This window comes from Rhodanobacter sp. sgz306013, assembly GCF_057031145.1.
The window spans coordinates 210,515-232,964 of sequence record NZ_JBXCIJ010000004.1 but is presented as its reverse complement, the minus strand read 5'-3'; the positions used below and the strand labels follow the sequence as shown (position 1 = coordinate 232,964).

Sequence of the window (22,450 nt, the reverse complement as noted above, 5' to 3'; positions counted from 1 at the left end):
ATCCACAGGCTATGCCGCAGCGCTTAGGCAGCTCTTGCGTGCAGGCTAAGCAAAACCAGAGCCCAGGAAACGCCACTGTGGAACGGCGCACGCCTGATCGCGTCCGACGCGACGCCGTCAGCTTGCCTTGCATCGCTGCCGTCCCGATGGCCGCACGACCAATGCGCCCGCTCCCTGAGGGAGCGGGCGCATTGGTGCCAGTGGACGCGGACGTCAGTGAACGTTGGCCGGAACCGGTTCGGCGTCCCCGGGCGGGCCTTTCCGCGACTTGCGCAGCACGGCGTAAATCACCGGCATCGCCAGCAGCACCAGCGGCACCTGAACCAGCAGGCCGGCGATGATCGCCACCGCCAGCGGCTGCTGCATCTGCGAGCCCTGGCCGATCGCCAGCGCCAGCGGCAGCAAGGTGAGGATCGCCGCGATGGTGGACATCAGGATCGGCCGCATGCGGTGATGGCCCGCGTACTGCAGCGCCTCATGCAGCGGCATGCGCTTCTCCGCCTCGCACATCTCCGTGAAGTAGAAGATCGCGATCTCCGTGACGATGCCCACGATCATCGTCATGCCCATCATCGCCGAGATGTTGAGTTCGATGCCGGTGATCCACAGCCCCACGAACACCGCCGCCATCGACAGCAGCGGCGCCGCCATGATCGCCAGCGCCACGCGGAAGCTCTCGTACAGGAACAGCAGCAGCGTGAACACCAGCGCGATCGCCGCCAGCATCACGACGCTGAGGTCGTGGAAGGCGATCTGCTGCTGCGCGTACAAACCGCCCAGCTCGTGGTACATGCCCGGCGGCAGCAAGCCCGGTTTCGCCAGTACCCGCTTTACGTCGGCCACGGTGGAACCGAGGTCGCGGCCGACGATGCGCGCGGTCACCGCCACCATGCGCTTCAGGTTGTCTCGGTTGATTTCCGGCTGGCCCTGCACTGCCTGGATCGTGGCGACCTCGGACAACGGCACCACGTGGCCGTCGGCAGCGCGGATGGGCAAGGCCTGCAGCTGCTCCAGCTGCGCACGCGCGGAAGGCGGCAGCCACACGCGCACGCCGATCATCTTCGGCCCCCGTGGAAGCTGCGCCGCCACGCTGCCGGCTACTGCATCCGAAACCTGCTGGGCCACCGCCACCGGATCGAGCCCGAACAGGCCCGCCTTGACCGGGTCGACGCGAACGTCCAGCGCATCGCCGGCGGGGTTGATGCCGTTGCGCACCTCCGCCACGCCATTGACCTTGGCGATCGCTGCGGCCACCTTCTTCGCGGTGGCGTCGAGCTGCGCCTGGTCGTCCCCGTAGAGCTTGATCTCGATCGGCTGCGGCACCTCGGTGAGATCGCCGATCATGTCTTCCATCAGCTGCGCCACGTCCACGTCCAGTCCGGGTACCTGGGCCACGACCTGCTCGCGGATCTGCTCCATCACCGTGGAGGTGGGCGGCCGCGAACCGTTCTTCAGGCGCACGAAGATGTCACCGGTGTTCGCTTCGGTGAGGCCGCCGCCCAACTGCAGGCCGGTGCGCCGCGAATAGGTGTCCACGTAGGGGTTGGAACTGATGATCCGCTCCACCTGCTGCAGCAGGCGATCGGTCTCGTCCAGCGAAGTGCCCGGCGGCGAGAGGTAGTCGAGCGTGAAGCCGCCCTCGTCCATGTTCGGCATGAAGCCGCTGCCCACCTGGTGGTAGGCCAGCACGCCCACCAGCAGCAACGGGATCACGCCGGCCAGCACCAGTGCCGGCCGCCGCAGCAGTCGCCCCAGCGTGCGCTCGTAGCCCGCCAGCAGGCGTTGCGAAACGCGGCCCGGGGGATGCTCCGCGGCGTGCCGCTCGTCGATCAGCCACTCGGCCAGCAGCGGCACCGCCACCCAGGTGAGCAGGTAGGAGATCACCAGCGCGCTGGCCATGGTCAGCGACAGCGCCTTGAAGAACGCGCCGGTGACGCCGGTGAGGAAGGCCAGCGGCAGGAAGATCACCACCGTGGCCGCGCTGGAGCCGGTGAGCGGCCGGGTGAATTCCCACGCCGCGCCGGCGATGCGCTCACGCACGGGCCCGGTGCCGTCGCGCAGCCGGCGCATGATGTGCTCCAGCATCACGATCACGTCGTCGATCAACAGGCCGACCGCGGCGGCCATGCCGCCCAGCGTCATCATGTTGAAGCTCATTTTCAGCAGGTGCAGCAGCAGCACGGTGATCGCCAGCGTGGCCGGCACCACGATCATCGCCACCAGGATCACCCGCGCGTTGCGCAGGAACACGAACAGCACCAGCCCCGCCAGCACAATGCCGATCAGGATCGCGTCGCGCACGCTGCCGGCCGCCCCCAGCACCAGTTGGGTCTGGTCGTACCAGTTGGCGATGTGCAGGCCCTGGGGCGCCTGCTTCTGGTAGTCGGCCAGGCGCTGTTTCACGTCGCGGGCGATCTGCACGCTGTTGCCGCTGGGCTGCTGGAACACCTGCAGCAGCACCGCGTTGTGGCCGTCGGCGGTGGTGCGCACCCACTGTGGCTGGTGGCTCATGCCCACGGTGGCCACGTCCTTGACGCGCAGCACGCCGCGGGCGTCGGCACGCAGCACGATGTCGCCCAGCGCCGCGGTGGTGGCCGGCTGGTTGTTCGCCAGCAGCAGGTAGAGGCGGTAGTGGTCCTGCAGGTGGCCCATCGCCTGGATGGTGGCGGCGTTCGCCACCGCATGGCTGAGATCGGCGAGCGTGAGGCCTTGCGCACGCAGCCTCGCCGCATCGGCGTCCACGTGGAATTCGGTTACGTCACCGCCCTGCACGTCCACCTGCGCCACGCCGGTGACGCCGGACAGCAGCGGACGCAGCTGGAACTCCGCGATGTCGTGCAGCTGGGCGGAGCTGAGCGTGTTCGAATTGAGGCTGTATGCCAGGACCGGATCAATCGTCGGATCCAGCCGTCGGGCCCGCACGTTCACCCCGGCGGGCAGTTCGGGCAGGACCTGACTGACCGCGGCCTCGACATCGAGCAGCGATCGCCCCATATCGGCGCCCCAGTCGAAACCGACATTGATCTCGGCACTGCCGCGACTGGTGGTGGAGCGCACCTCGCGCACCCCGCGCACGCGCCGGATCGCCTCCTCCACCGGGCGGGTGATGCTCGCCACCATCTGGTCGGCAGGCTGGTCGCCGGCATCCAGCGCCACCCGCACGCGCGGGAACGACACGTTGGGAAACAGCGCAACCGGCAGGCTGAACGCGCTGGCGATACCGCCTATGGCAAGGATGAGGGCGAGGAACAGCAGCGAACGACGATGCTTGTGCATCCACTGGGTGATCGTCATCGGTGCTTCGCTCACGGCTTGGGCTCGCGGTTGCCCTGGCTTTTCCCCTGGCGCACTGCCGCGCCCTCGTCGACTTCGTAGGCGCCCTGCACGATCACCGGAAGCTTCTTATCGAGCCTGCCGAGCACCCCCACGGTGTCACCGGCGGGCTGACGCAACTGCACGTCCACGCGATGCGCCTTGCCCTGGTCGATCTGGTACAGGTAATCGCCCTTCTCGTCGTGCAACACGGCAGCGCGCGGCACCGCCCAGGCGGTGTAGTCGTCGCTTTGGATGCTGGCCTGCAACGCGGCACCGGCCACCAGTTCGGCGTCGGCCGTCGCGGGAATCTGGACCTGCACCGGCAACAAGTGGGTCTGCGGGTCGATCGCGCGCCCCACCATGCTGAGCTTGCCCTCGAACGCTTTGCCGTCGCCGTAGACGCCATGCAATTCCACCGGCATGCCGACGCGCAGCCGGGTGCCGGCGTCGGGCTGCACGCCCAGCGCCGCGATCAGCGCGTGCGCAGGCATGAAGCCAAGCAGGGGCGCGTTCGCGGCGAAGCGTTCACCCAGCGCCACCGTCAGTGCGGTGACCACGCCGTCGTCCGGTGCGGACAGGATTTCCTCGGCGGTGCCGCCGCCGAGCGCGCGCTGTGCCTCCAGCGCGGTCTGTGCATCTGCCAGCGACTTGCGCGCCGTGGCGACCTGCGACTGCGTGGCCAGGTGTTGCGCGGCCAGCTGTTCGGTGCGCTGCAGTTCGCCACTGGCCAGGACCAGCGCGGTCTGCGCCTGCCGGTAGGCGCTGCGCGCCGTCGGATCGGGCGCGACCGTCAGCAGCGCCTGGCCACGCTTGACCGTCTGCCCGGCGCTGACCTGCAGCGCGATCACCTGGCCGCCGTGCGCGAGGCTGATCGCCCGCGCATGGTGCGGATCGGCCACCGCGCTGCCCCAGGCCGCCACGCTGTCGTGGAAGCTGCGCTGCACTGGCATCGCCGTGGTGACCTGCGCTACGCCCTTGGCGTCGTCGGCCGCATTGTCGTCGTCGCCGCCCTTGCCGCAGGCGGCCAGCAGCAGGGCCGTGACGGCCAGCGCGGCACAGCGCGCGAGCAAGCCTGGTTTCATCGTTTGGACGTCCGTGGGTTGACGAAGTCGGTGCGGCCGAGCAGGGCCTCCAGCGCGATCGCCGCGCTGGAGCGTGCCTGCCGCAGCGCGATCAGGTCGGCGTCGGCGGCGAGCGCGTTGCCGCGGATGGCAAGATAGGTGGGCCAGTCCAGCAGGCCCTTGCGCCAGGCCTGTTCCGCCGCGGTGCGCGCCGCGTCGAGACGCCGCGCATGCGCAACCTGCGCCGCTTGCTGCGCATCCAGCGTCTTGAGATCGGCCGCGAGGCGCTGCATGTCGCCGCGCGTGGCCAGCAGCCGCGCCGCGTAGTCGTCCTTCAGTTGCTGGCGGGTGGCGGTCTCGATCGCGATGTTGCCGCGGTTGCGGTCGAACAACGGCAGCGAGAGGCCGACGCTGAAACCGTTGGTGGTGATGTTGCTGGTGTCGCGCGAACGGTTGAGGCCCAGCGTGATCGCGGGGAACTGGGCGAGGATGGCGCCGCGCAGCGTCGCCTCCTGCGCCCGGTAGCCCGCCTGCAGGGCCAGCAGGTCGGGGCGCCGCTCCGGCAGGTCGGCCAACGCCTTCGCAAGCTGCGCGGCGTCGGGATCGGCTTCATACGGCGCGCCCACCAGGTCCAGCGGCGCCGTGGGTGCGAGGCCCAACAGCTGGCGCAGGTCGCCCTCGGCCTGGTGCAGGGCGACCGCGTTGTCGACCGCGCGCTTGCGCACGTCGGCCATCGCGTTGAGTCCCGCGCTGGCGCTGTCGTAGTTGAGGTTGCCCGCGGCGAGCGCCGCCTGCACCGACTTGTCCACCGGCGCCAGCGCCCGCTGCTCGGCGTCGAGTTCGACCTGCTGCGCACGCAGGCTCTGCACCTGGTCGAACAGCAGGCGGGCCTGCGCAATGGTCTGCCACTCCGCCCACAGCAGGTCGAGGTTCACCTGCTCGGCCTGCGCGCTCGCCGCGCGCTTGCGCGATGAGCGGAGCAGCAGTGCGCCGATGTCTTCGCTGAGGCCGAGGTTGTAGGCCTTGGTGAGGCCACTGCCGGAGTTGTGCGGGAAGTCCGCCCCGAAACTCAGCTGCGGGTCGGGCAGCAGGCCCGCGGCGAAGGCCTGCGCGCGCGCGATGCCCAGCGCATCGCGCTGCACCTTGAGGTCGGGGCTGTTCGCCACCGCCAGCATCGCCACCTCGGTGGCATCCAGGCCGTCGGCAGGATCGAAGCGATGCGATGCCAGTTCCGGCACGGGCATCGCGCGGGCCGGCACGCTGAGCCGGGCGGCGCCCGGGGCGCCTTCGCCCTGGCCCAGCGGCAGCGGGTGGTAGGTGGCGCAGCCGCACAGCAGGCCCGCCGTGGCGAGCATGGTGGCGCAGAGGGATGGGCGCGGGCGCGCGTCGACGGTCATCGGCACAGCTTGCCGGGGGGCGCTTAGCACTTTCTTATCACGCCTGCGCGTGGCCGGGCCGCGGTAAGCTGGGCCGGTCACTTCCCACAGGGGATCGCCATGACCTCACGCCGCATCGCCAACGGGCTGCAGAGCGCGCTGCTCGCCCTCCTGCTTGCCACCAGCGGCGCGCTGCCCGCACAAGACGCGGCGCCGAAGTATCCCGACTACCCCAGCGAGACACCGGCCGGCTTCAAGCCCGCCACGGGCAGCTTCGACTACGTCGAGCGCGACGTGATGATCCCGATGCGCGACGGCGTGAAGCTCAACACCGTGATCCTGGTCCCGAAAGGCGCGAAGCACGCCGGCATCGTGCTCACCCGCACGCCCTACGATGCCCACCAGCTCAGCCACAACTTCATGAGCGGCCACATCGAGCCGCTGCTGCAGGGCTATGACAACGCCGCCGACGTGATCGCGGAGGACGGCTACATCCGCGTGATCCAGGACATCCGCGGCAAGTACGGCTCCGAGGGCGACTACGTGATGAACCGGCCGGTGCACGGCCCGCTCAACCCCACGCCGGTGGACGATGCCACCGACACCTACGACACCATAGCGTGGCTGGTGAAGAAGATCCCCGAGTCGAACGGCAAGGTCGCCACCATCGGCATCTCCTACGACGGCTTCGAGCCGCTGATGTCGCTGGTGCACCCGCATCCCGCGCTGAAGGCGGCGGTGCCGATGAACCCGATGGTGGACGGCTGGATGGGCGACGACTGGTTCCACCACGGCGCCTTCCGCCAGCAGAACCTGAGCTACATCTACGAGCAGGAGGCCAGCCGCGACAACAAGTACAAGTGGTGGACCAACTACCACGACGAGTACGACCTGTTCATGCACTACGGCTCCGCCGGCGCGCTGGGCGACGCCTACGGCATGCGGCAGCTCGGCTTCTGGAACAAGATCCTCGCCCACCCCGCCTACGATGCGTTCTGGCAGCAGCAGGCGGTGGACAAGCTGCTCGCCGCGCAGCCGCTCACCGTGCCGGTGATGCTGGTGCACAGCCTGTGGGACCAGGAGGACATCTACGGCGCCCTGGCGGTCTATCGCGCAATCAAGCCAAAGGACACCACCGGCGACATGGTCAAGCTGGTGATGGGCCCGTGGCACCACGGCCAGGAAATCGAGGAAGGCAGCTCGCTGGGCGCGATCCGCTTCGGCAGCGACACGGCGAAGTACTTCCGCGAGCACATCCTGCGCCCGTTCCTGGCTCAGTACCTCAAGGATGGCGCGCCGAAGGCCAACCTCGCCCCGGTCACCGCCTTCCAGACCGGCACCGACCGCTGGCAGCGCCTGGACCGCTGGCCGCTGTCGTGCAGCAGCGGCTGCCCCGACCAGAGCCGCGCGCTGTACCTGGAGCCCGGCATGCAACTGGGCTTCGACGCGCCCACCGGCGGCAAGGCCTACGACGAATACGTCTCCGATCCCGCGCACCCGGTACCGTTCCGCGCGCGGCCGATCCAGCCGATCGGCTACGACCACGGCCTCACCTGGTCGCAATGGCTGGTGGACGACCAGCGCGAGGCCTCCGGCCGCACCGACGTGCTCAGCTACGAGACGGCACCGCTGGACAAGCCGCTGGCGATTGCCGGCGTGCCGGTGGTGCACCTGGTCGCCTCCACCAGCGGCTCCGACAGCGACTGGGTGGTGAAGCTGGTCGACGTCTACCCCGACCAGGTGGCCGAGCAACCGGAGATGGGCGGCTACCAGTTGGCGGTGGCCATGGACATCTTCCGCGGCCGCTACCGCACCGGCTGGGACAAACCCGGGGCGCTGACGCCGGACAAGCCGCTGGCCTACCGCTTCGACCTGCCTGCCGCCAACCACGTGTTCCTGCCCGGCCACCGCATCATGGTGCAGGTGCAGTCGAGCTGGTTCCCGCTGTACGACCGCAACCCGCAGACCTTCGTGCCGAACATCTTCCTGGCCAAGCCGGCGGACTACGTGAAGGCCACCCAGCGCGTCTACCATGCGCCGGGCGAAGCCAGCTACATCGCGTTGCCGGTGGTGGCGCACTGATCCCGGCAAGCGCATCGCGCTGCCGTCAATCTTCAGGCCATTGAAAAGTGCGGCCATGGATGGCCGCCCATTTGATCTCCGCGATCAAGGACGATCGCAAAAGCAGACGCCGCGACGGTCACCCGTCGCGGCGTCTGCTTTTCAGGCGCACAAGGCGCCCGGGTGCCTCAGTTCCTGGAGGCGGCGGCCTCGCGGTCCTCGCGCTCGCCCAGGCGCTGGCCGAGGCGGTCGATGTTGTTGAGCGACATCAGGTGCGCATAGATCCAACCGAGGACGCCCTCGCGCAGGAACTCCTGGGCGGTCTTCTCGTCGAGCTGGCGCAGCTTCTCCTCGTTGACCACGAACAGGCCGTTGAGGTTGATCACGTGGCCATCCTGGCTGTCCGGCGCGCCCTTGCGCAGACTCATGTTGCGGGCCTCGAGCAGGTTGTGCTTGCGCAGCTGGTCCATGAACCAGCGGGTGCGCGCCACGTGCTGCTGGAACTCGCCGAGGAAGCCCACGGCGCGGGTCAGCAGTTCGGTGTCGCTGCCATCCTCGTTGAACAGGCGGTCGCCCTCGGCGCCGAAGCCCTCGTAGCCCTCGTCAAGGAACACGGCGAAGTCGTCGCCCTCCTGGCCGGCCGGCTTCTCGGCCAGCACGAACGGGTAGCGGCGCACGAAGGCTGGGATGTAGACGTTCGGCGCCCACTGGCCTTCGGCGTCGACGAACAGGTTCTCGTTCTGGCGCAGGCCCAGCAGCGCCACGGGGCCGGCGTCGGCGATGTCGTTGCCGGCAAACACGATCGGCAGGTCACGGGCGGCCAGGCCGAACTCGACGCCGGTCAACGGCACGGAATGCGCACCCAGCGCGAACTTCATGTTCGGGATCGGCCTCAGGCGCAGATCCTTGTGGTCGTTGCGGTTGAGCGGCACCGGGCGCTCGTAGAAAAGAACTTCAGCCACGTCGTTTACCTCTGCCCCGCCGTGCCGGGGTTGCCACTATCGGCTTCCCCTCCCAAACCCGGCGTCGGGTCTACAGATGAACGACTACTATATCAGCGCCCACGCCCGTCCGCGAATCCGCGGACCCGGGACCTATCTGTTTGACGACAAAGCCTTTCGCAATGCGTTTTGCCATGAAAGTGTTCTATGCTGCGGTGCATCCGAGCACCGTTGCATGGCCGCAGCGCTCTTTCTGATGAGGAAGGACGAACCGCATGCTGATGGAAGTCACGAACCGGGCCGATCTGTATTCGACCCGCGTGCTGTCGCTGGACGCCGCTGGCCGCATCCTGGACTGGATCAGCTGGCAGGACGCCGTGTGCCTCTACGTGCGCGGCGCGGTGGCCTGGACGCTGGGCGATCCCTGCCTCACCGTGCACGGCGGCCACAACCGCATGCTGGGCGCGCAGAGCCTGCTTGAACTGCACCCGATCGTGGCCAGCACCGGCCATTGCCACGAACACGCGATCGACCCCGCCCCTGCCCTCACCAACACCGCGCTGTTCGCCCGCGACCGCCACCTGTGCCTGTACTGCGGCGAGCACTTCAACCGCGGTGAGCTGACCCGCGACCATGTGCAGCCGGTGTCGAAGGGCGGCCGCGACGAATGGGAGAACGTGGTCAGCGCCTGCCTGACCTGCAATCTCAGGAAGGGCAACCGCACCCCGCAGCAGGCCCACATGCCCCTGCTGGCCGTGCCCTACCGGCCGAGCTGGGTGGAGCATCTGATCCTGTCCAACCGCAACATCCTGGCCGACCAGATGGAATTCCTGGTCAGCCACCTGCCGCGCGACCGCCGGCGGGCGATGAGCTGAACGATCCGGCGGCGGCCACATCACGGCCAGCCCGCCGCCCTTGCCCTGCCCCGCTGCCGGGCCAACAATAGGCGGATGAAGGATCCTGCACGCTACCCCCACCTGGCGGCCATCGAGTCGCCAGCCGACCTGCGCCGCGTCCCCGACGAGGAGCTTCCTGCCGTCGCCGACGAGCTGCGCCAGTACCTGATCGAGGCCGTGGCCAGCTCCGGCGGCCACTTTGGCGCGGGCCTGGGCGTGGTGGAGCTCACCGTGGCGCTGCACCACGTGTTCGACACGCCCACCGACCGCCTGGTGTGGGACGTGGGCCACCAGTGCTATCCGCACAAGATCCTCACCGGCCGCCGCGACCGCATCACCACGATCAAGAAGAAGGACGGCCTCGCGCCGTTCCCGCGCCGCGAGGAAAGCGAGTACGACACCTTCGGCGTGGGCCATTCCTCCACCTCGATCTCGGCCGCGCTGGGCATGGCCATCGCCGCCCAGCGCAAGGGCGACGACCGCAAGGTGGTCGCCGTGATCGGCGACGGCGCGATGACCGCCGGCATGGCGTTCGAGGCGCTGAACCACGGCGGCGACGTCGAACCGGACATGCTGGTGGTGTTCAACGACAACGGCATGTCGATCAGCGAGAACGTGGGCGCGATGACCCGCATGATGTCGCGCGCGCTCGCCAGCCGCCGCCTCAACGCGGTGCGCGAGAAGGCCAAGCGCGCGATCCCCAAGCAGTCGTTCGCCGGCCGCTTCTTCAAGCGCTGGGAGGAACACGCCAAGGGCATGTTCGTGCCGAGCACGCTGTTCGAGGAGCTGGGCTTTCACTACACCGGCCCGATCGACGGCCACAACATCCCGCAACTGCTGGCCGCGCTGCGCACGGTGAAGAACCTGCCGGGCCCGCAGCTGCTGCATGTGATCACCACCAAGGGCAAGGGCTACGCCCCGGCCGAAGAGGCGCAGATCGAGTACCACGCGGTCGGGCCGTTCGATCCCGAGGCCGGCCTGGTCAAGAAGGGCGCACCCGCCAGGCCCACCTACACCGACATCTTCAGCGACTGGCTGTGCGACCAGGCCGCCGCCGACGCGCGCCTGCTTGGGATCACCCCCGCGATGCGCGAAGGCTCCGGCCTGGTGCGCTTCTCCAGGGAATACCCCGAGCGCTATTTCGACGTGGCGATCGCCGAGCAACACGCGGTGACGCTGGCCGCGGGCATGGCCTGCGAGGGCGCCAAGCCGGTGGTGGCGATCTACTCCACCTTCCTGCAGCGCGCCTACGACCAGGCCATCCACGACGTCGCGCTGCAGAACCTCGACGTGACCTTCGCGATCGACCGCGCCGGCGTGGTGGGTCCCGACGGCGCCACCCACGCGGGCAGCTTCGACCTCAGCTTCCTGCGCTGCCTGCCGAACATGGTGATCATGGCGCCGGCGGACGAGAACGAATGCCGGATGATGCTGAGTACCGGCTTCCAGCACGCCGGCCCCGCCGCGATCCGCTACCCGCGCGGCACCGGGCCCGGCATCGCGATCCGGCCCGAGCTCGACACCTTGCCGATCGGCAAGGCCGAACTGCGCCGCCGCGGCCGCGGCCTGGCCTTGCTCAGCTTCGGCGCGATGCTGGCGCCCGCCGCGGTGATCGCCGGCGAGCTCGACGCCACCCTCGCCAACATGCGCTTCGTGAAGCCGCTGGACGAGGCGCTGATCGTCGAGCTGGCGAAGACCCACGATGCCCTCGTGACGCTGGAAGACAACGCGATCGCCGGCGGCGCCGGCAGCGCCGTGGCCGAGTGCCTCGCCGCGCACGGCATCGTCAAGCCCATCCTCCATCTCGGCCTTCCGGACGTCTATCTGGAACATGGCAGCCGCGAGGAAGTGCTGAGCATGGCCGGCCTCGACCTGCCCGGCATCCGCAACGCCATCCGCGTGCGCTTTCCCCTGGCCGGCGCGGCGAACCAGGCCAGCGCCTGAGGTCAGGGCCGCGCTCACGGCTCACCGTGCTTGCCGCCGGTCGTCCCTGGCGGCACCCCCCCAACGTCGGCACCGGATGCGACGTCCCGGCGCGCGCGCGGCGATGCGGCCCGGGTCCGGCCCAGGCATGGCTGGCCTCAATGCCGCAGCAGCAGTGGCAGGTCGGCCTGCTGCAACACGTCGCGGGTGGCTCCGCCCAGTGCCCATTCGCTGAAGCGGCTGCGACCGTAGGCCCCCATCACCAGCATGCCGGCGCGGAAGCGTCGCGCCTCCTCCAGCAGCGCGTTGCCGACGGCATCGGCCTTCGCCTCCGTGCGCCGCACCTCGACTGCGGCGCCATGGCCGCGCAGATAGGCCGCGATGTCGAACGGCGGATGCCAGACCAGGCCGGGATACGCCGCGCGCTCCTCGCCGAGCACCAGCAACACCTGCCGGTCGCGCAGGAACGGCAGTGCCGCATGCACGGCGCGCACCGCTTCCGGCGAGCCGTTCCAGCCGATCGCGACCCGCTCGACCGGGTGCCAGTGGTATTCGCCCCGCGGCAGCACGAGGCAGGGGGTACCGGCGCGCAGGACGATGCCGGGCAGATCCGAAATGCGACCGGAATCCTCGCGGGCATGGTCGAGCACCAGCAGGTCGTGGCACAGCGAAGCCTGCGCCAGCGCCTCGTCGGCGCGACCCTCGGCGACCACCCAGTCCGCCGCACCGGCGCCCAGCGAGGTCGCCATGTCCAGAAACGAGGCCTTTGCCGCGATGGCGGCCTCCACCGCGCGGCGCGTTTCCCCCATGAGCTCGGCCAGCAACTCCGGCTCCAGCGTCGCCCCGAGATAGTCCGGCACGACGAAAACCCCGGTCAGCGACGCCCCCTGCGCAGCCGCCAGCCGGGCGGCATAACAGGCCGCAGGGGTGTGCACTTCGTGTTCCCGGATGTGGACCAGAATCTCTTTCATGGCTGGATACTCCGCAAGCTCGTGGTCCCGGCGCAGGCCGCCGGTCTGTCATATCCTGCACCGTCCGGCACGCCCCATCTTGATTCCGGTCATGCCGGAACCGGCCTGGGCGGCGTCCCTGGCCCCGGCGCTCAATCGCCGCGGCGCCCTCCGCTCACCCGGTCGCGCGCCTCCAGGTCCCGCGCGGTGAACACCTCGGCGCAGCCGGCCTCGTGCAGCAGGCCGCGCACGGCCGCGCCCTGGTTCCAGCCGTGCTCCAGCAGCAGCCAGCCGCCGGCTTCGAGGTGCGCGGGCGCGGCGGCGACGATGCGGCGGAGGGCGTCCAGGCCATCGGCACCGGAAGCCAGCGCCGCAGCCGGCTCGTAGCGAAGATCGCCCTGCGCGAGATGCGGGTCGGCCGCCTCGATGTAAGGCGGATTGGATACGATCAGCGCAAAGCGTTCGCCCGCCAGCGGCGCTAGCCAGTCGCCCTGGAGGAAGCGCACGTTGCCGACGCCCAGCCGTTGCGCGTTGCGACGCGCCACCACAAGCGCATCCGGGCTCGCATCCGTGGCGACGACCTGCGCCTGCGGACGCTCGCTGGCCAGCGCCAGCGCGATCGCGCCGCTGCCGGTGCCGAGGTCGGCCACCCGACCAGCCATGTCGCACGGCAGGCGTTCCAGCGCCAGCTCCACCAGCAACTCGGTTTCCGGTCGCGGGATCAGCGTGGCGGGCGTCACCTCCAGTTCCAGCGTCCAGAAGCCGCGCCGGCCGGTGATGTACGCCACCGGCTCGCCGGCGCGGCGGCGGGCGACCAGCGCCTCGAAAGCCGCCCGGACGTCCGGGTCCAGCACATCGCCGGCATGCGCGAACAGCCAGCTGCGCGGCTGGCCGAGCACGTGCAGCAGCAGGGCTTCGGCATCGGCGCGTTCGCCGAGCGTTGCCATCGATTCGTTGAGCGACTGGCGTACCGTGGTCATCGGAGCAGTCTAAGCGATGCCCTCTGCACCGCGATTTCCGGAGTCCAACCGACTCATTCCGAAACCGCCAGCACGCATTCGGCCGCTCCGCAGCTGCGGCAGCAGACAGGGAAGATCGACAGGCCGCCCGGTGCGATGGCCGGCGTCAGCAGGCCTTCGAGGAAGCCGCTGAAGAAGCTGCAGCCAGAGCGGCCCTCCTCAGCGCACAGCGGGCTATGCCGGACGTGCAGCCGACCGTCCTGCAGATCGACCTCGGCGAAGGCGTGCAGCGCCGGCGCGCCGATCGCGGCAAGCGCCGCCTCCAGCGTCAGCCCGGTGTCCAGCGCGTACTCGCGCGCGAACAGCCACGCGCCCACGCGCCGCCCGGCCAGTTGCAGCGAGGATTCGCGCGCGCCATCGGCGACGGCGCGATCCAGCGCCAGCAGGCGCGGCAGGATGCGCGGGTAGTCGTGTTCCAGCGTGGCCAGCGCGTGCTCGACGGCTGACGCATCCGCTTCCAGCGCAGGCACCTCGACGAACGGCGCGGACGCCGGCTCCGCCGAGGCGGGCGCCGGTGCCGGCGCGCGCGGACGGATCGAGAGGAAATCCTCGAACGGTTCCGGCAGCGATACCTTCGGCGCGGCTTCGACAGGCGCCGCCGCTTCGGGCGCGCTGGCGGTGACTTCCTGCCCGGACGCCTCTTCGGGTACCTCGGGCGGTGGTGCCGGTGGCGGCACGTAATGGGAGACGGAGGCGTTCGTGGCGGCGAAGTGCGGCCGCGGCTCACCCTCCACGAAAGGCGCCAGTTCGAAGCTGACCAGGCGATCAGAGGCTTCCAGTGCGCGGCGCAAGGCGCGCTTCCTGAACCACGAACCGCGCACCACCATCGTCAGCAGGATGCCATGCGGGTCCTGCACCAGGCGCTGCCGCAGCAGCGTGTAGCCGCAGCTGCCGGCCAGCCGGCCGACTTCGACGAGCAGGCCCTCGCGCTCCAGCGCGAGCGCCTGGATTTCCAGATCGACCATTCGTCCCCCTGCAGACGATGCCGGTGCGTTGAGTTCCCGCCCATGCTACGACAGTCGGGCCACGGGGACCGTCGCCTGCCACCCCACAACGCAGGAATGACGATCCAGACATGACAAGCCCCGCCGCAGCGGGGCTTGTCGCACGACGCGCAGGTACGGTCAGCGCAGGATCGACGAAGGATCCTGTTTCGCCTGCAGCGCCGAGCACAGCTGGATCGACTCGGTGGTCTGCGCCAGGCCACGCGAGATGCCGGCGGCATCGTTCATGCGCGGCTTGAAGAACGCCTGCAAGCGCTGTGCCTCGGCGCTAGAGCAGCCACCGCCCGCGGCCAGCATCGGCAGATAGCCACCGGCGAAGCTGCCGGTGCGCTTGAGGATCTGCGGGTAGTGGCCGGTGAACCAGTTCCACATGGCATTACGCTGCGCCACGGTATCGCGGCCAGAACGCAGCAGCGAGGCCATCTCGCCCACCTTGACCGGCTTGCTGATCGCGAAGTCGCGCACCTGGTCGGTGAGTGCGGGATCCTCGACGCTGGCAAGGCCGCCGAGTATGCCGTTGCGCAGCGCCGGGTCGCTGGTCTGCGGCAATTCGGCGATCAAGGCATCCACCGCAGGCTTGCCCTGCGTCTGCACCGCCACGCCCAGCGCGTCGCCCAGCAGGTCGGGGTTGGCGGCGGCGAGGTCGAGGCGACCGTCGGCCTTCTTCTTCAACGCCGCCTCGCCCTGCTGGAGCAGGGCTGCACGCACCGCGGGCAGCTTGAAGTCGAACGCCAGCGCGCTGGCGAGCGTGCTGCGCAGCAGGGAGTCGTCCTCCGACTCGCCCGGCTTGCGCTGGTAGCCCAGCGCCTCGAGCTTCGGCAGGTAGGCGGCCTTCACCCAGTCCGCGATGCGGGCGCGCTGGGCGTCGGTCTTCGCCACGTGCTGGTAGATCCAGTCCAGCTGGCCCAGCGGTGCGGTGAACACCTGGCTCGTCTTGGATTCGGTGAGCGGCTTCAGTGCCACGAGTACCTGGCCGGCGTCGAGGTCGCCGTGCTGGAAGCTGGCGTTGATCGCGTCGGCATAGGCGAGCTGCTCAGTGTCGCTGAGCTTGGCCACTTCCTTGACCAGCGCGTCCAGCTCGCTCTTGTCCAGGCTGAAGCGGTAGTAGCCGGCGGCATTCGCGTTCGGCATCACCCAGGTCGGGTTGCTGGCGCCGGCGAGCACCATCGAGCCGGTCGACTTGTCGAGCATGTCGCAGGCCACCTTGCTGCCATCGGCGGTGCCGTAGCGCACGCACACCGGCACGCCCCAGACGCGCGAGGCATCGCCGTGGCTGCCCAGCGGCAGGTAGCGATCCTGCTTCAGCTCCAGCACGGTCTGGCCGCCCTTGTGCGTGAGCATGGTCTGCACGTAAGGCACGCCGGACTGGTCGAGGAAGCTCTTGAATGCGTGCTTGAACGCGTCGCCCTTGCCGGCCGCGGCGGCGATGGCGTTGACCAGGTCATCCGCCGTGGCGTTGCCGAACTTGTGGGCCTGGATGTAGGCGCGCATGCCTTTCTGGAAGGTCTTGTCGCCCACGTAGTTTTCGAACATGCCGATGACGGCCGCACCCTTCTGGTAGGTGATGCCGTCGAAGGCGGTCATGATGTCGCCGTTGCCGGTGATCGGCTGGCGGATCTCGCGCGCGCTGACCAGGCTGTCGTTCCTCATCGCGCCCTGCGCGCCGCGCACGCGGTCGAGGTCGGCACGGTATTCGGGATGGACTTCCTCGGTGACCTTCTGCTGCATCCAGGTGGCGAAGGCCTCGTTGAGCCAGATGTCGTTCCACCAGGCCAGCGTCACGGTGTCGCCGGTCCACTGGTGGGCCAGCTCGTGCGCGGTGACATTGAAGGAACCGCGCACGTTGCGCGCCGGCGAATCCTTGTCGAGCAGCAGCAGCCAGTCGCGGAAGGTGACCAGGCCCGCGTTCTCCATCGCACCGGCGGCGAAGTCCGGCGCGGCAAGCACGTCCAGCTTGTCCCAGGGGTAGCCGAAGCCGTAGTAGTTCTCCAGCGCGTGGATGATGCTCGGCGTCTCGGAGATCACGTGGCTCATGCGGTGCGCCTCGCCGGCGGCGGCGATGCCGCGCAGCGGCAGCGGCTTGCTGCGGTAGGCGTCCGGCGAGATTTCCGCGGTCGGCGTGATGTCCCACGGGCCCACGGCAAAGGCCACCAGGTAGGTGGGCAGCGGCAGCGTTTGCGCGAAGTTGACCGTCTTCCAGCCCTTGCCGGCAGGCTTTTCGCTCACCTGCTGGGTGTTCGCCACCGCCACATCCTTCTCGGGCAGGGTGATCGAGATGTCGAACGGCGTCTTGAAGCCGGGCTCGTCGAAACTGGGGAACGCGTAGCGCGCGCTGATCGGCTCCATCTGCGTCATCGCGTAGGGCTGGCCCTTGGCCGTGACCTTGTACAGGCCCTGCAACTGCGCGTTGAGCGGCGCGGTGTACTCGAACTTCAGGATGATCTCGCCGGGCTGCAGGACGCTGCCGAAATCCACCCGCACCACGCCGGCCTTCGGGTCGGCTTCCACGTACTTCGCGTCGTGCGTCTTGCCTGCGGCATCGGCGACCGTCACCTTCGACACCTTCAGCTCGGCGCCGTCGAGCCACACGTGGTCGGAGGCCTTGGCCAGCTTCACCTTGATCGTGGTGGTGCCGGAGAAATCGGTCTGCGCCGGATCCACCTTGAACGCGATCTGGTAGGACTGCGGCACCGCCCAGGACGGCAGGCGCCCCTTGGGCGCTTGCCCGGCGCCGGCGGCGAGGGCCACGCCGCAGCTGGCAGCCAGCGCGGTGAACAGGAAAGGACGGACGTGACGGCGCATGGCAGGTTCCCCATGGAGTGGATGGCAACCCCGCACGCTAGGCCCGGCATGACTTTCCACACAGTGCCATAAGGCATGTCGACGTCAGAGGACAGACTCGCTTGCGTCAAGCAGCTCAATCGCTACTATGATCTTTCATAGTTCAGATCTATCGAAAGGCTGGCCATGAACCTGCGCGACCTGCACTATCTGGTGGCCCTCGCCGAGCAGCGCCATTTCGGGCGCGCGGCGGAAGCCTGTTTCGTCAGCCAGCCGACGCTGTCCACCCAGATCAAGAAGCTGGAGGAGGAGCTCGGCGTGGCGCTGGTCGAGCGCACGCCACGCAAGGTGCTGCTCACCGACGTCGGCCGCGAGATCGTGGCGCGCGCACGCGACGTGCTGAACGAGGTAGAGCAGATCAAGGGCATCGCGCGCCGCACACTGGATCCCGAGTCCGGCACGGTGCGGCTGGGCATCTTCCCTACGCTCGGCCCTTATTTGCTGCCGCATGTGGTGCCGCTGGTGCGCCAGCGTTTTCCGCGGCTGGAGCTGCTGCTGGTGGAGGAGAAGACCGAGGAAGTGCTGCGCCGCCTGCGCGAGGGCCGGCTCGACGCCGGCATCCTCGCGCTGCCCGTGCACGATGACAGTCTGCACGCGGAATTTCTGTTCGAGGAGCCCTTCCTGCTCGCGGTGCCGCAATCGCATCCGCTGGCGCGGCGGCCCTCGTTGAAGCTGTCCGACCTCGGCGACCAGAGCCTGCTGTTGCTGGAGGACGGCCATTGCCTGCGCGACCAGGCGCTGGAGGTCTGCCACCTCGCCGGTGCCGGCGAGAAGAGCGGCTTCCGCGCCACCAGCCTGGAGACGCTGCGCCAGATGGTGGCGGCGGACGTGGGCATCACCCTGCTGCCCACGCTGGCGGTGAAGCCGCCGGTGGCGCAGGCGCCGAACGTGCAGCTGATCGAATTCCGCGGCAGCCACCCGCCGAGCCGGCGCATCGCGATGCTGTGGCGCAAGAGCTCGGCCATGGGCGGCTTCCTCAAGCAGCTCGCCGGCGTGTTCCGCGAGCTACCCGAGGGCCTGCTCGACCCACATGGCGCGACCGCGCCGGCGGCTGCGGCGACCGCGCGCGCAAAGCCGCGTCGCGATAGCCGGCAACGATCGTCCTGATAAGCACAATCAATTTCAACGAAGCCCGCCGCGGCGCTACGCTCGGGCGGTCGCGACCACTGGCCGCTCCCGCATTGCCCTCCCAGCCCGACGCCACGAGGTGATGTCATGAGCAAGCTGAAAGGCTCGAAGACCGAGCAGAGTCTGAAAGACGCGTTTGCCGGCGAATCCATGGCCAACCGCCGTTACCTCTATTTCGCCGCCAAGGCGGACGTGGAGGGCTACAACGACGTCTCCGCGGTGTTCCGCTCCACCGCCGAAGGCGAGACCGGCCATGCCCACGGCCACCTCGAATACCTGGAGCAGTGCGGCGATCCAGCCACCGGCCTGCCGTTCGGCGAGACCCACGCCAACCTGAAAAGCGCGATCGCCGGGGAGACCCACGAGTACACCGACATGTACCCGGGCATGGCCAGGACCGCCCGCGACGAAGGCTTCGACGAGGTTGCCGACTGGTTCGAAACCCTGGCCAAGGCCGAGCGCTCGCACGCCAACCGCTTCACCAAGGCGCTGGGCGAACTGGGCTGAGCCGGGCACCCGGGTCCGTCATCCCCGCGCCAGCGGGGATGGCGACGGGGGGGCACGCATCCCACGGACAAGGACGCGATCATGTCGGAACCGGTCGACAGCAGCCGCGAAGGCAATCTCGAAGCGCCCACCCGCCACCCGCTGGGCCAGGACGATCCCGCGTTCTGGGAGCAGGCTGCGCTCGACGCCGAACTGGAGCGCGTGTTCAACATCTGCCACGGCTGCCGCCGCTGCGTGAGCCTGTGCCACGCCTTCCCCACCCTGTTCGACCTGATCGACGGGTCGAAGACCATGGAGATCGACGGCGTGGCCAAGGCCAACTACCCGAAGGTGGTCGAGCAGTGCTACCTGTGCGACCTCTGCTACCAGACCAAATGCCCGTACACGCCGCCGCACCCGTGGAACGTGGATTTCCCGCACCTGATGCTGCGCGCCAAGGCGGTGCATTTCCGCGGGCACGGCGCGCCGCTGTCGGCGAAGATCCTTTCCAACACGCGCGCCGTGGGCAAGCTGGCCTCGATCCCGGTGCTGGTCGAGGTGGTCAACGCCGCCAACCGCAACAAGGCCGCGCGCAAGCTGCTGGAGAAGACGCTGGGCGTGGACGCGGATGCCCGCGTGCCCGAGTACCACGCACCCACCGCGCGCAAGCGCCTGAAACAGCTCGACGGTGCCGGCGAAGCGCAGCCGGCCGGCCGCACCCGCGGCAGGCTGGCGATCTTCGCCACCTGCTATTGCGACCACTCCGAACCGGGCGTGGTGGAGGCACTCGCCGCGGTGCTTGCGCACAACAGGATCCCCAGCAAGCTGGTAGAGCAGGAAAGCTGCTGCGGCATGCCCAAGCTGGAACTGGGCGACCTCGACACGGTGAAGAAGTACAAGGAGCGCAACATCCCGGTGCTGGCCAGGATGGCGCGCGAGGGCTGGGATTTCACCGCGGCGATTCCTTCCTGCGTGCTGATGTTCAAGCAGGAGCTACCGCTGCTGTTTCCCGGCGATGCCGACGTGGCGCTGGTACGCGAGCGCTTCTTCGATCCGTTCGAATACCTCGCCGAGCGCCACAAGGCCGGCCTGCTGCAGACCGACTTCAAGGCGGCGCTGGGCAAGGTGGCCTGGCAGGTGCCCTGCCACCAGCGCGTGCAGAAGATCGGCCCGAAGACGCGCGAGATCCTGCAGCTGGTGCCCGGCACCGAGGTCGTCACCATCGAGCGCTGCTCCGGCCACGACGGCACCTACGGCGTGAAGCACGCGACCTACGCACTGTCGCGCAAGCTGGCCAGGCCGGTGGAGCATCGCGTGGCGCAGGCCGAAGCTGCGCACTTCACCAGCGACTGCCCGATGGCCGGCGGCCATATCGCGCACGGGCTGGGCGACCAGCCGCAGGCCGAACATCCGCTCAGCCTGCTGCGCAAGGCCTACGGCATTTGAAGTCCTCTCCCTGTGGGAGAGGGGTTGGGTGAGGGTTCGGCAAAACCGGCAACGCCTCGCTCCGCCCGTACTCTCACCCGCCCTTCGGGCACCCTCTCCCGCAGGGACGGGGACAAAAGCAAACCGGGGAACTCCCATGGACAAGCTCGAACGCGGCGACCTGCTCAGCCTGGAGAACTACGCGCTGGAACGCGCCGAATTCCGCGCCCGCGTGATGGCGCGCAAGAAGCAGCGCACTGTGCACCTGGGCGGGCACCTCACGCTGATCTTCGAGGATCGCCTGAGCGTCCAGTACCAGGTGCAGGAGATGCTGCGCATCGAACGTATCTTCGAGCCCGCCGGTATCCAGGACGAGCTGGATGCCTACAACCCGCTTATCCCAGACGGCGACAACCTCAAGGCCACCTTGCTGATCGAGTACGACGACGTGGAGCAGCGCAAGCGAGAGCTGGTGCGCCTGCGCGGCATCGAGCATGCGATCGCGCTGTCGGTGGATGGCCACGCACCGTGCATCGCGGTGGCCGACGAGGACATGGAGCGCAGCAACGAGGAGAAGACCGCCGCGGTGCATTTCCTGCGCTTTCCGCTGGCCGCGGCGCGCGTCGCCGCGTGGAAAGCAGGTGCGCCGGTGACGCTGTCCTGCAGCCTGGCGGCGATGCCGGTCGAGGCAGTGCTGACACCCGAGCAGCGCCACACGCTGGCCGCGGACTTCGACTGAATGCGCCGCCTCTGGCTGCTCGCGGCCACCCTGCTCGCGCTGTGGGGCGGCTGGTCGTGGCGGCAGGCACGTCCGCTGCACCCGCCGCCGGGCGTGCTGGCGCCGGACGATCCCCTGCAGACGCCGCTGGACGGGTCCATGGAGCCGGTCCGCGTGGGCGACTTCACGCTCCTGCCGCGCGCGCGGTTCGACCTCACCGCGCGGGTGCTGTCCACCGAGCATTACCGCTTAGACGCCGGTGCCGCGCTGGTGCCTGAGGATTTCGCGCTGGGCTGGGGGCGCATGTCCGACAGCGCCGTGCTGAAGCAGATCGACATCACGCAGTCCGCACGCCTCTACTACTGGAGCGTGCGGCGGTTCCCGATCCCGCGCCGCGAGATCGAGACGCACAGCGCGAACATGCACCTGATCCCAGCCGATGCAGGGGTGCGCCGTGCGCTGGAACGCACGCGGGTAGGCCAGCTGCTGGCGCTGGACGGCTACCTGGTGGATGCCGACCGCGCCGATGGCTGGCACTGGCGCACCTCGCTGAGCCGCGACGACACCGGGGACGGCGCCTGTGAGCTGTTCTACGTGACGTCGGTCGCCGCGCCCTCTGGACAGGGCGCGCCGTCGCCATCCGCGCCGCCATAGCCGCCCGGGCGCCACCGGTGTGTCGGCGTCGGCGGCAGTGCCTGTCAGCGCGACGGCAGTGCCTCCTCACGACGCGGCCGGCGCCATTTCGCGGCACCAATGCCGGGCATGGACGTCCACGGCAGCGGGGTGATCAGTAACGAAGCAGCGCATGCAGCGGCTGGCCGCCGCGCCAGCGCTCGCGCCCGCGCAAGGCCTCCAGCTCGACCAGCACCGCCGCGCCCGCAAGCTCGGCGCCGAAGCGCTCGACCAGCATCTGCGCCGCGGCCAGGGTACCGCCGGTGGCCAGCACGTCGTCCACCAGCAGTACGCGTTCGCCGCGTTGCAGCGCATCACTGCGCGCCTCCAACCGGTCGCTGCCGTATTCCAGCTGGTAGTCCACCGCCAGCACCGGCGGCGGCAGCTTGCCCGGCTTGCGCAGCGGCACGAACCCCGCCCGCAGCGCCTGCGCCAGCGCGGCGCCGAAGATGAAACCGCGCGCCTCGATGCCGCACACCGCCTGCACGCCGGCTTCGCGCCACGGCGCGGCCAGCGCAGCGATGCAGTCGGCGAAACCGCGGGCATCGGCCAGCAGCGGGCTGACGTCGCGGAACATCACCCCGGCTTGCGGAAAATCCGGCACGGCGCGGATCAGGGCGGCGAAATCATGCAT

General features: G+C 69.2%; 17 protein-coding genes. 8 read left to right on the top strand and 9 right to left on the bottom strand.

Translation table 11 applies throughout. The features are described 5' to 3' along the window. Window positions 1–213 precede the first annotated feature (213 nt). Genes AC2EWF_RS14040 through AC2EWF_RS14030 form a run of 3 tightly spaced genes read right to left on the bottom strand, consistent with a single transcriptional unit; the run spans window position 214 to window position 5,773 of the window. Complete coding sequence (locus AC2EWF_RS14040; protein ID WP_483640438.1) at window positions 214–3,294, bottom strand: efflux RND transporter permease subunit; 3,081 nt, start codon at window positions 3,292–3,294, stop codon at window positions 214–216. A gap of 11 nt (window positions 3,295–3,305) precedes the next feature. Continuing rightward, window positions 3,306–4,397 (bottom strand): efflux RND transporter periplasmic adaptor subunit, encoded by a 1,092-nt coding sequence (locus tag AC2EWF_RS14035; RefSeq protein WP_483640003.1) that lies wholly within the window; start codon window positions 4,395–4,397, stop codon window positions 3,306–3,308. After that, window positions 4,394–5,773 (bottom strand): TolC family protein, encoded by a 1,380-nt coding sequence (locus AC2EWF_RS14030; RefSeq protein WP_483640002.1) that lies wholly within the window; start codon window positions 5,771–5,773, stop codon window positions 4,394–4,396. Before AC2EWF_RS14030 ends, AC2EWF_RS14035 begins: the two co-directional genes overlap by 4 nt. Window positions 5,774–5,872: 99 nt before the next feature. On the opposite strand from AC2EWF_RS14030, the gene AC2EWF_RS14025 reads away from it, so the two are divergent. Continuing rightward, window positions 5,873–7,834 carry a CocE/NonD family hydrolase gene (locus AC2EWF_RS14025; protein WP_483640001.1) on the top strand — a complete coding sequence of 654 codons (1,962 nt, stop codon included), beginning with the start codon at window positions 5,873–5,875 and terminating at the stop codon, window positions 7,832–7,834. Between the two features lie 167 nt (window positions 7,835–8,001). Here AC2EWF_RS14025 and AC2EWF_RS14020 read toward each other — a convergent pair whose 3' ends face one another. Further along, complete coding sequence (locus tag AC2EWF_RS14020) at window positions 8,002–8,775, bottom strand: SapC family protein (protein ID WP_483640000.1); 774 nt, start codon at window positions 8,773–8,775, stop codon at window positions 8,002–8,004. A gap of 254 nt (window positions 8,776–9,029) precedes the next feature. Between AC2EWF_RS14020 and AC2EWF_RS14015 the strand changes: the two genes are divergently transcribed. Beyond that, window positions 9,030–9,629 carry an HNH endonuclease gene (locus tag AC2EWF_RS14015; protein WP_483639999.1) on the top strand — a complete coding sequence of 200 codons (600 nt, stop codon included), beginning with the start codon at window positions 9,030–9,032 and terminating at the stop codon, window positions 9,627–9,629. 75 nt (window positions 9,630–9,704) lie between these two features. Continuing rightward, a complete protein-coding gene (dxs, locus tag AC2EWF_RS14010; RefSeq protein WP_483639998.1) occupies window positions 9,705–11,594 on the top strand; it encodes a 1-deoxy-D-xylulose-5-phosphate synthase in 1,890 nt (629 codons plus the stop codon). 137 nt (window positions 11,595–11,731) lie between these two features. Here dxs and AC2EWF_RS14005 read toward each other — a convergent pair whose 3' ends face one another. The 4 genes from AC2EWF_RS14005 to AC2EWF_RS13990 all read right to left on the bottom strand — a co-directional run bounded on the left by AC2EWF_RS14005 (window position 11,732) and on the right by AC2EWF_RS13990 (window position 17,348). Then, window positions 11,732–12,544: a universal stress protein gene (locus tag AC2EWF_RS14005; protein WP_483639997.1), complete on the bottom strand. Its 813-nt coding sequence runs from the start codon at window positions 12,542–12,544 to the stop codon at window positions 11,732–11,734. A gap of 131 nt (window positions 12,545–12,675) precedes the next feature. Beyond that, window positions 12,676–13,503, bottom strand: a complete 828-nt coding sequence (gene prmC / locus AC2EWF_RS14000; RefSeq protein ID WP_483639996.1) for a peptide chain release factor N(5)-glutamine methyltransferase — start codon at window positions 13,501–13,503, stop codon at window positions 12,676–12,678. Window positions 13,504–13,556: 53 nt separating this feature from the next. After that, window positions 13,557–14,507, bottom strand: a complete 951-nt coding sequence (locus AC2EWF_RS13995; protein WP_483639995.1) for a hypothetical protein — start codon at window positions 14,505–14,507, stop codon at window positions 13,557–13,559. Between the two features lie 159 nt (window positions 14,508–14,666). Next, complete coding sequence (locus AC2EWF_RS13990) at window positions 14,667–17,348, bottom strand: M1 family metallopeptidase (RefSeq protein ID WP_483639994.1); 2,682 nt, start codon at window positions 17,346–17,348, stop codon at window positions 14,667–14,669. A gap of 165 nt (window positions 17,349–17,513) precedes the next feature. On the opposite strand from AC2EWF_RS13990, the gene oxyR reads away from it, so the two are divergent. The 5 genes from oxyR (at window position 17,514) to AC2EWF_RS13965 (ending at window position 21,798) form a co-directional block, all read left to right on the top strand. After that, complete coding sequence (gene oxyR, locus AC2EWF_RS13985; RefSeq protein WP_483639993.1) at window positions 17,514–18,494, top strand: DNA-binding transcriptional regulator OxyR; 981 nt, start codon at window positions 17,514–17,516, stop codon at window positions 18,492–18,494. A gap of 108 nt (window positions 18,495–18,602) precedes the next feature. Next, entirely contained in the window at window positions 18,603–19,022 is a 420-nt protein-coding gene (locus AC2EWF_RS13980) for a rubrerythrin family protein (RefSeq protein WP_483639992.1), read from the top strand. An 81-nt stretch (window positions 19,023–19,103) separates the two neighbouring features. After that, a complete protein-coding gene (locus tag AC2EWF_RS13975; RefSeq protein ID WP_483639991.1) occupies window positions 19,104–20,447 on the top strand; it encodes a heterodisulfide reductase-related iron-sulfur binding cluster in 1,344 nt (447 codons plus the stop codon). A 136-nt stretch (window positions 20,448–20,583) separates the two neighbouring features. Next, window positions 20,584–21,165, top strand: a complete 582-nt coding sequence (locus AC2EWF_RS13970) for a DUF3501 family protein (protein ID WP_483639990.1) — start codon at window positions 20,584–20,586, stop codon at window positions 21,163–21,165. Next, window positions 21,166–21,798 (top strand): hypothetical protein, encoded by a 633-nt coding sequence (locus AC2EWF_RS13965; protein ID WP_483639989.1) that lies wholly within the window; start codon window positions 21,166–21,168, stop codon window positions 21,796–21,798. Between the two features lie 133 nt (window positions 21,799–21,931). Here AC2EWF_RS13965 and AC2EWF_RS13960 read toward each other — a convergent pair whose 3' ends face one another. Then, window positions 21,932–22,450, bottom strand: coding sequence for an adenine phosphoribosyltransferase (locus AC2EWF_RS13960; RefSeq protein WP_483639988.1), 519 nt, complete (start codon window positions 22,448–22,450; stop codon window positions 21,932–21,934).

Excerpts from the sequence above, each read along its gene's own strand:
- AC2EWF_RS14040 (WP_483640438.1), bottom strand. The coding sequence starts at position 3,294 with ATGACGATCACCCAGTGGATGCACAAGCATCGTCGTTCGCTGCTGTTC.
- AC2EWF_RS14035 (WP_483640003.1), bottom strand. The coding sequence starts at position 4,397 with ATGAAACCAGGCTTGCTCGCGCGCTGTGCCGCGCTGGCCGTCACGGCC.
- AC2EWF_RS14030 (WP_483640002.1), bottom strand. The coding sequence starts at position 5,773 with ATGACCGTCGACGCGCGCCCGCGCCCATCCCTCTGCGCCACCATGCTC.
- AC2EWF_RS14025 (WP_483640001.1), top strand. The coding sequence starts at position 5,873 with ATGACCTCACGCCGCATCGCCAACGGGCTGCAGAGCGCGCTGCTCGCC.
- AC2EWF_RS14015 (WP_483639999.1), top strand. The coding sequence starts at position 9,030 with ATGCTGATGGAAGTCACGAACCGGGCCGATCTGTATTCGACCCGCGTG.
- dxs (WP_483639998.1), top strand. The coding sequence starts at position 9,705 with ATGAAGGATCCTGCACGCTACCCCCACCTGGCGGCCATCGAGTCGCCA.
- AC2EWF_RS14005 (WP_483639997.1), bottom strand. The coding sequence starts at position 12,544 with ATGAAAGAGATTCTGGTCCACATCCGGGAACACGAAGTGCACACCCCT.
- prmC (WP_483639996.1), bottom strand. The coding sequence starts at position 13,503 with ATGACCACGGTACGCCAGTCGCTCAACGAATCGATGGCAACGCTCGGC.
- AC2EWF_RS13995 (WP_483639995.1), bottom strand. The coding sequence starts at position 14,507 with ATGGTCGATCTGGAAATCCAGGCGCTCGCGCTGGAGCGCGAGGGCCTG.
- AC2EWF_RS13990 (WP_483639994.1), bottom strand. The coding sequence starts at position 17,348 with ATGCGCCGTCACGTCCGTCCTTTCCTGTTCACCGCGCTGGCTGCCAGC.
- oxyR (WP_483639993.1), top strand. The coding sequence starts at position 17,514 with ATGAACCTGCGCGACCTGCACTATCTGGTGGCCCTCGCCGAGCAGCGC.
- AC2EWF_RS13980 (WP_483639992.1), top strand. The coding sequence starts at position 18,603 with ATGAGCAAGCTGAAAGGCTCGAAGACCGAGCAGAGTCTGAAAGACGCG.
- AC2EWF_RS13975 (WP_483639991.1), top strand. The coding sequence starts at position 19,104 with ATGTCGGAACCGGTCGACAGCAGCCGCGAAGGCAATCTCGAAGCGCCC.
- AC2EWF_RS13970 (WP_483639990.1), top strand. The coding sequence starts at position 20,584 with ATGGACAAGCTCGAACGCGGCGACCTGCTCAGCCTGGAGAACTACGCG.
- AC2EWF_RS13965 (WP_483639989.1), top strand. The coding sequence starts at position 21,166 with ATGCGCCGCCTCTGGCTGCTCGCGGCCACCCTGCTCGCGCTGTGGGGC.
- AC2EWF_RS13960 (WP_483639988.1), bottom strand. The coding sequence starts at position 22,450 with ATGCATGATTTCGCCGCCCTGATCCGCGCCGTGCCGGATTTTCCGCAA.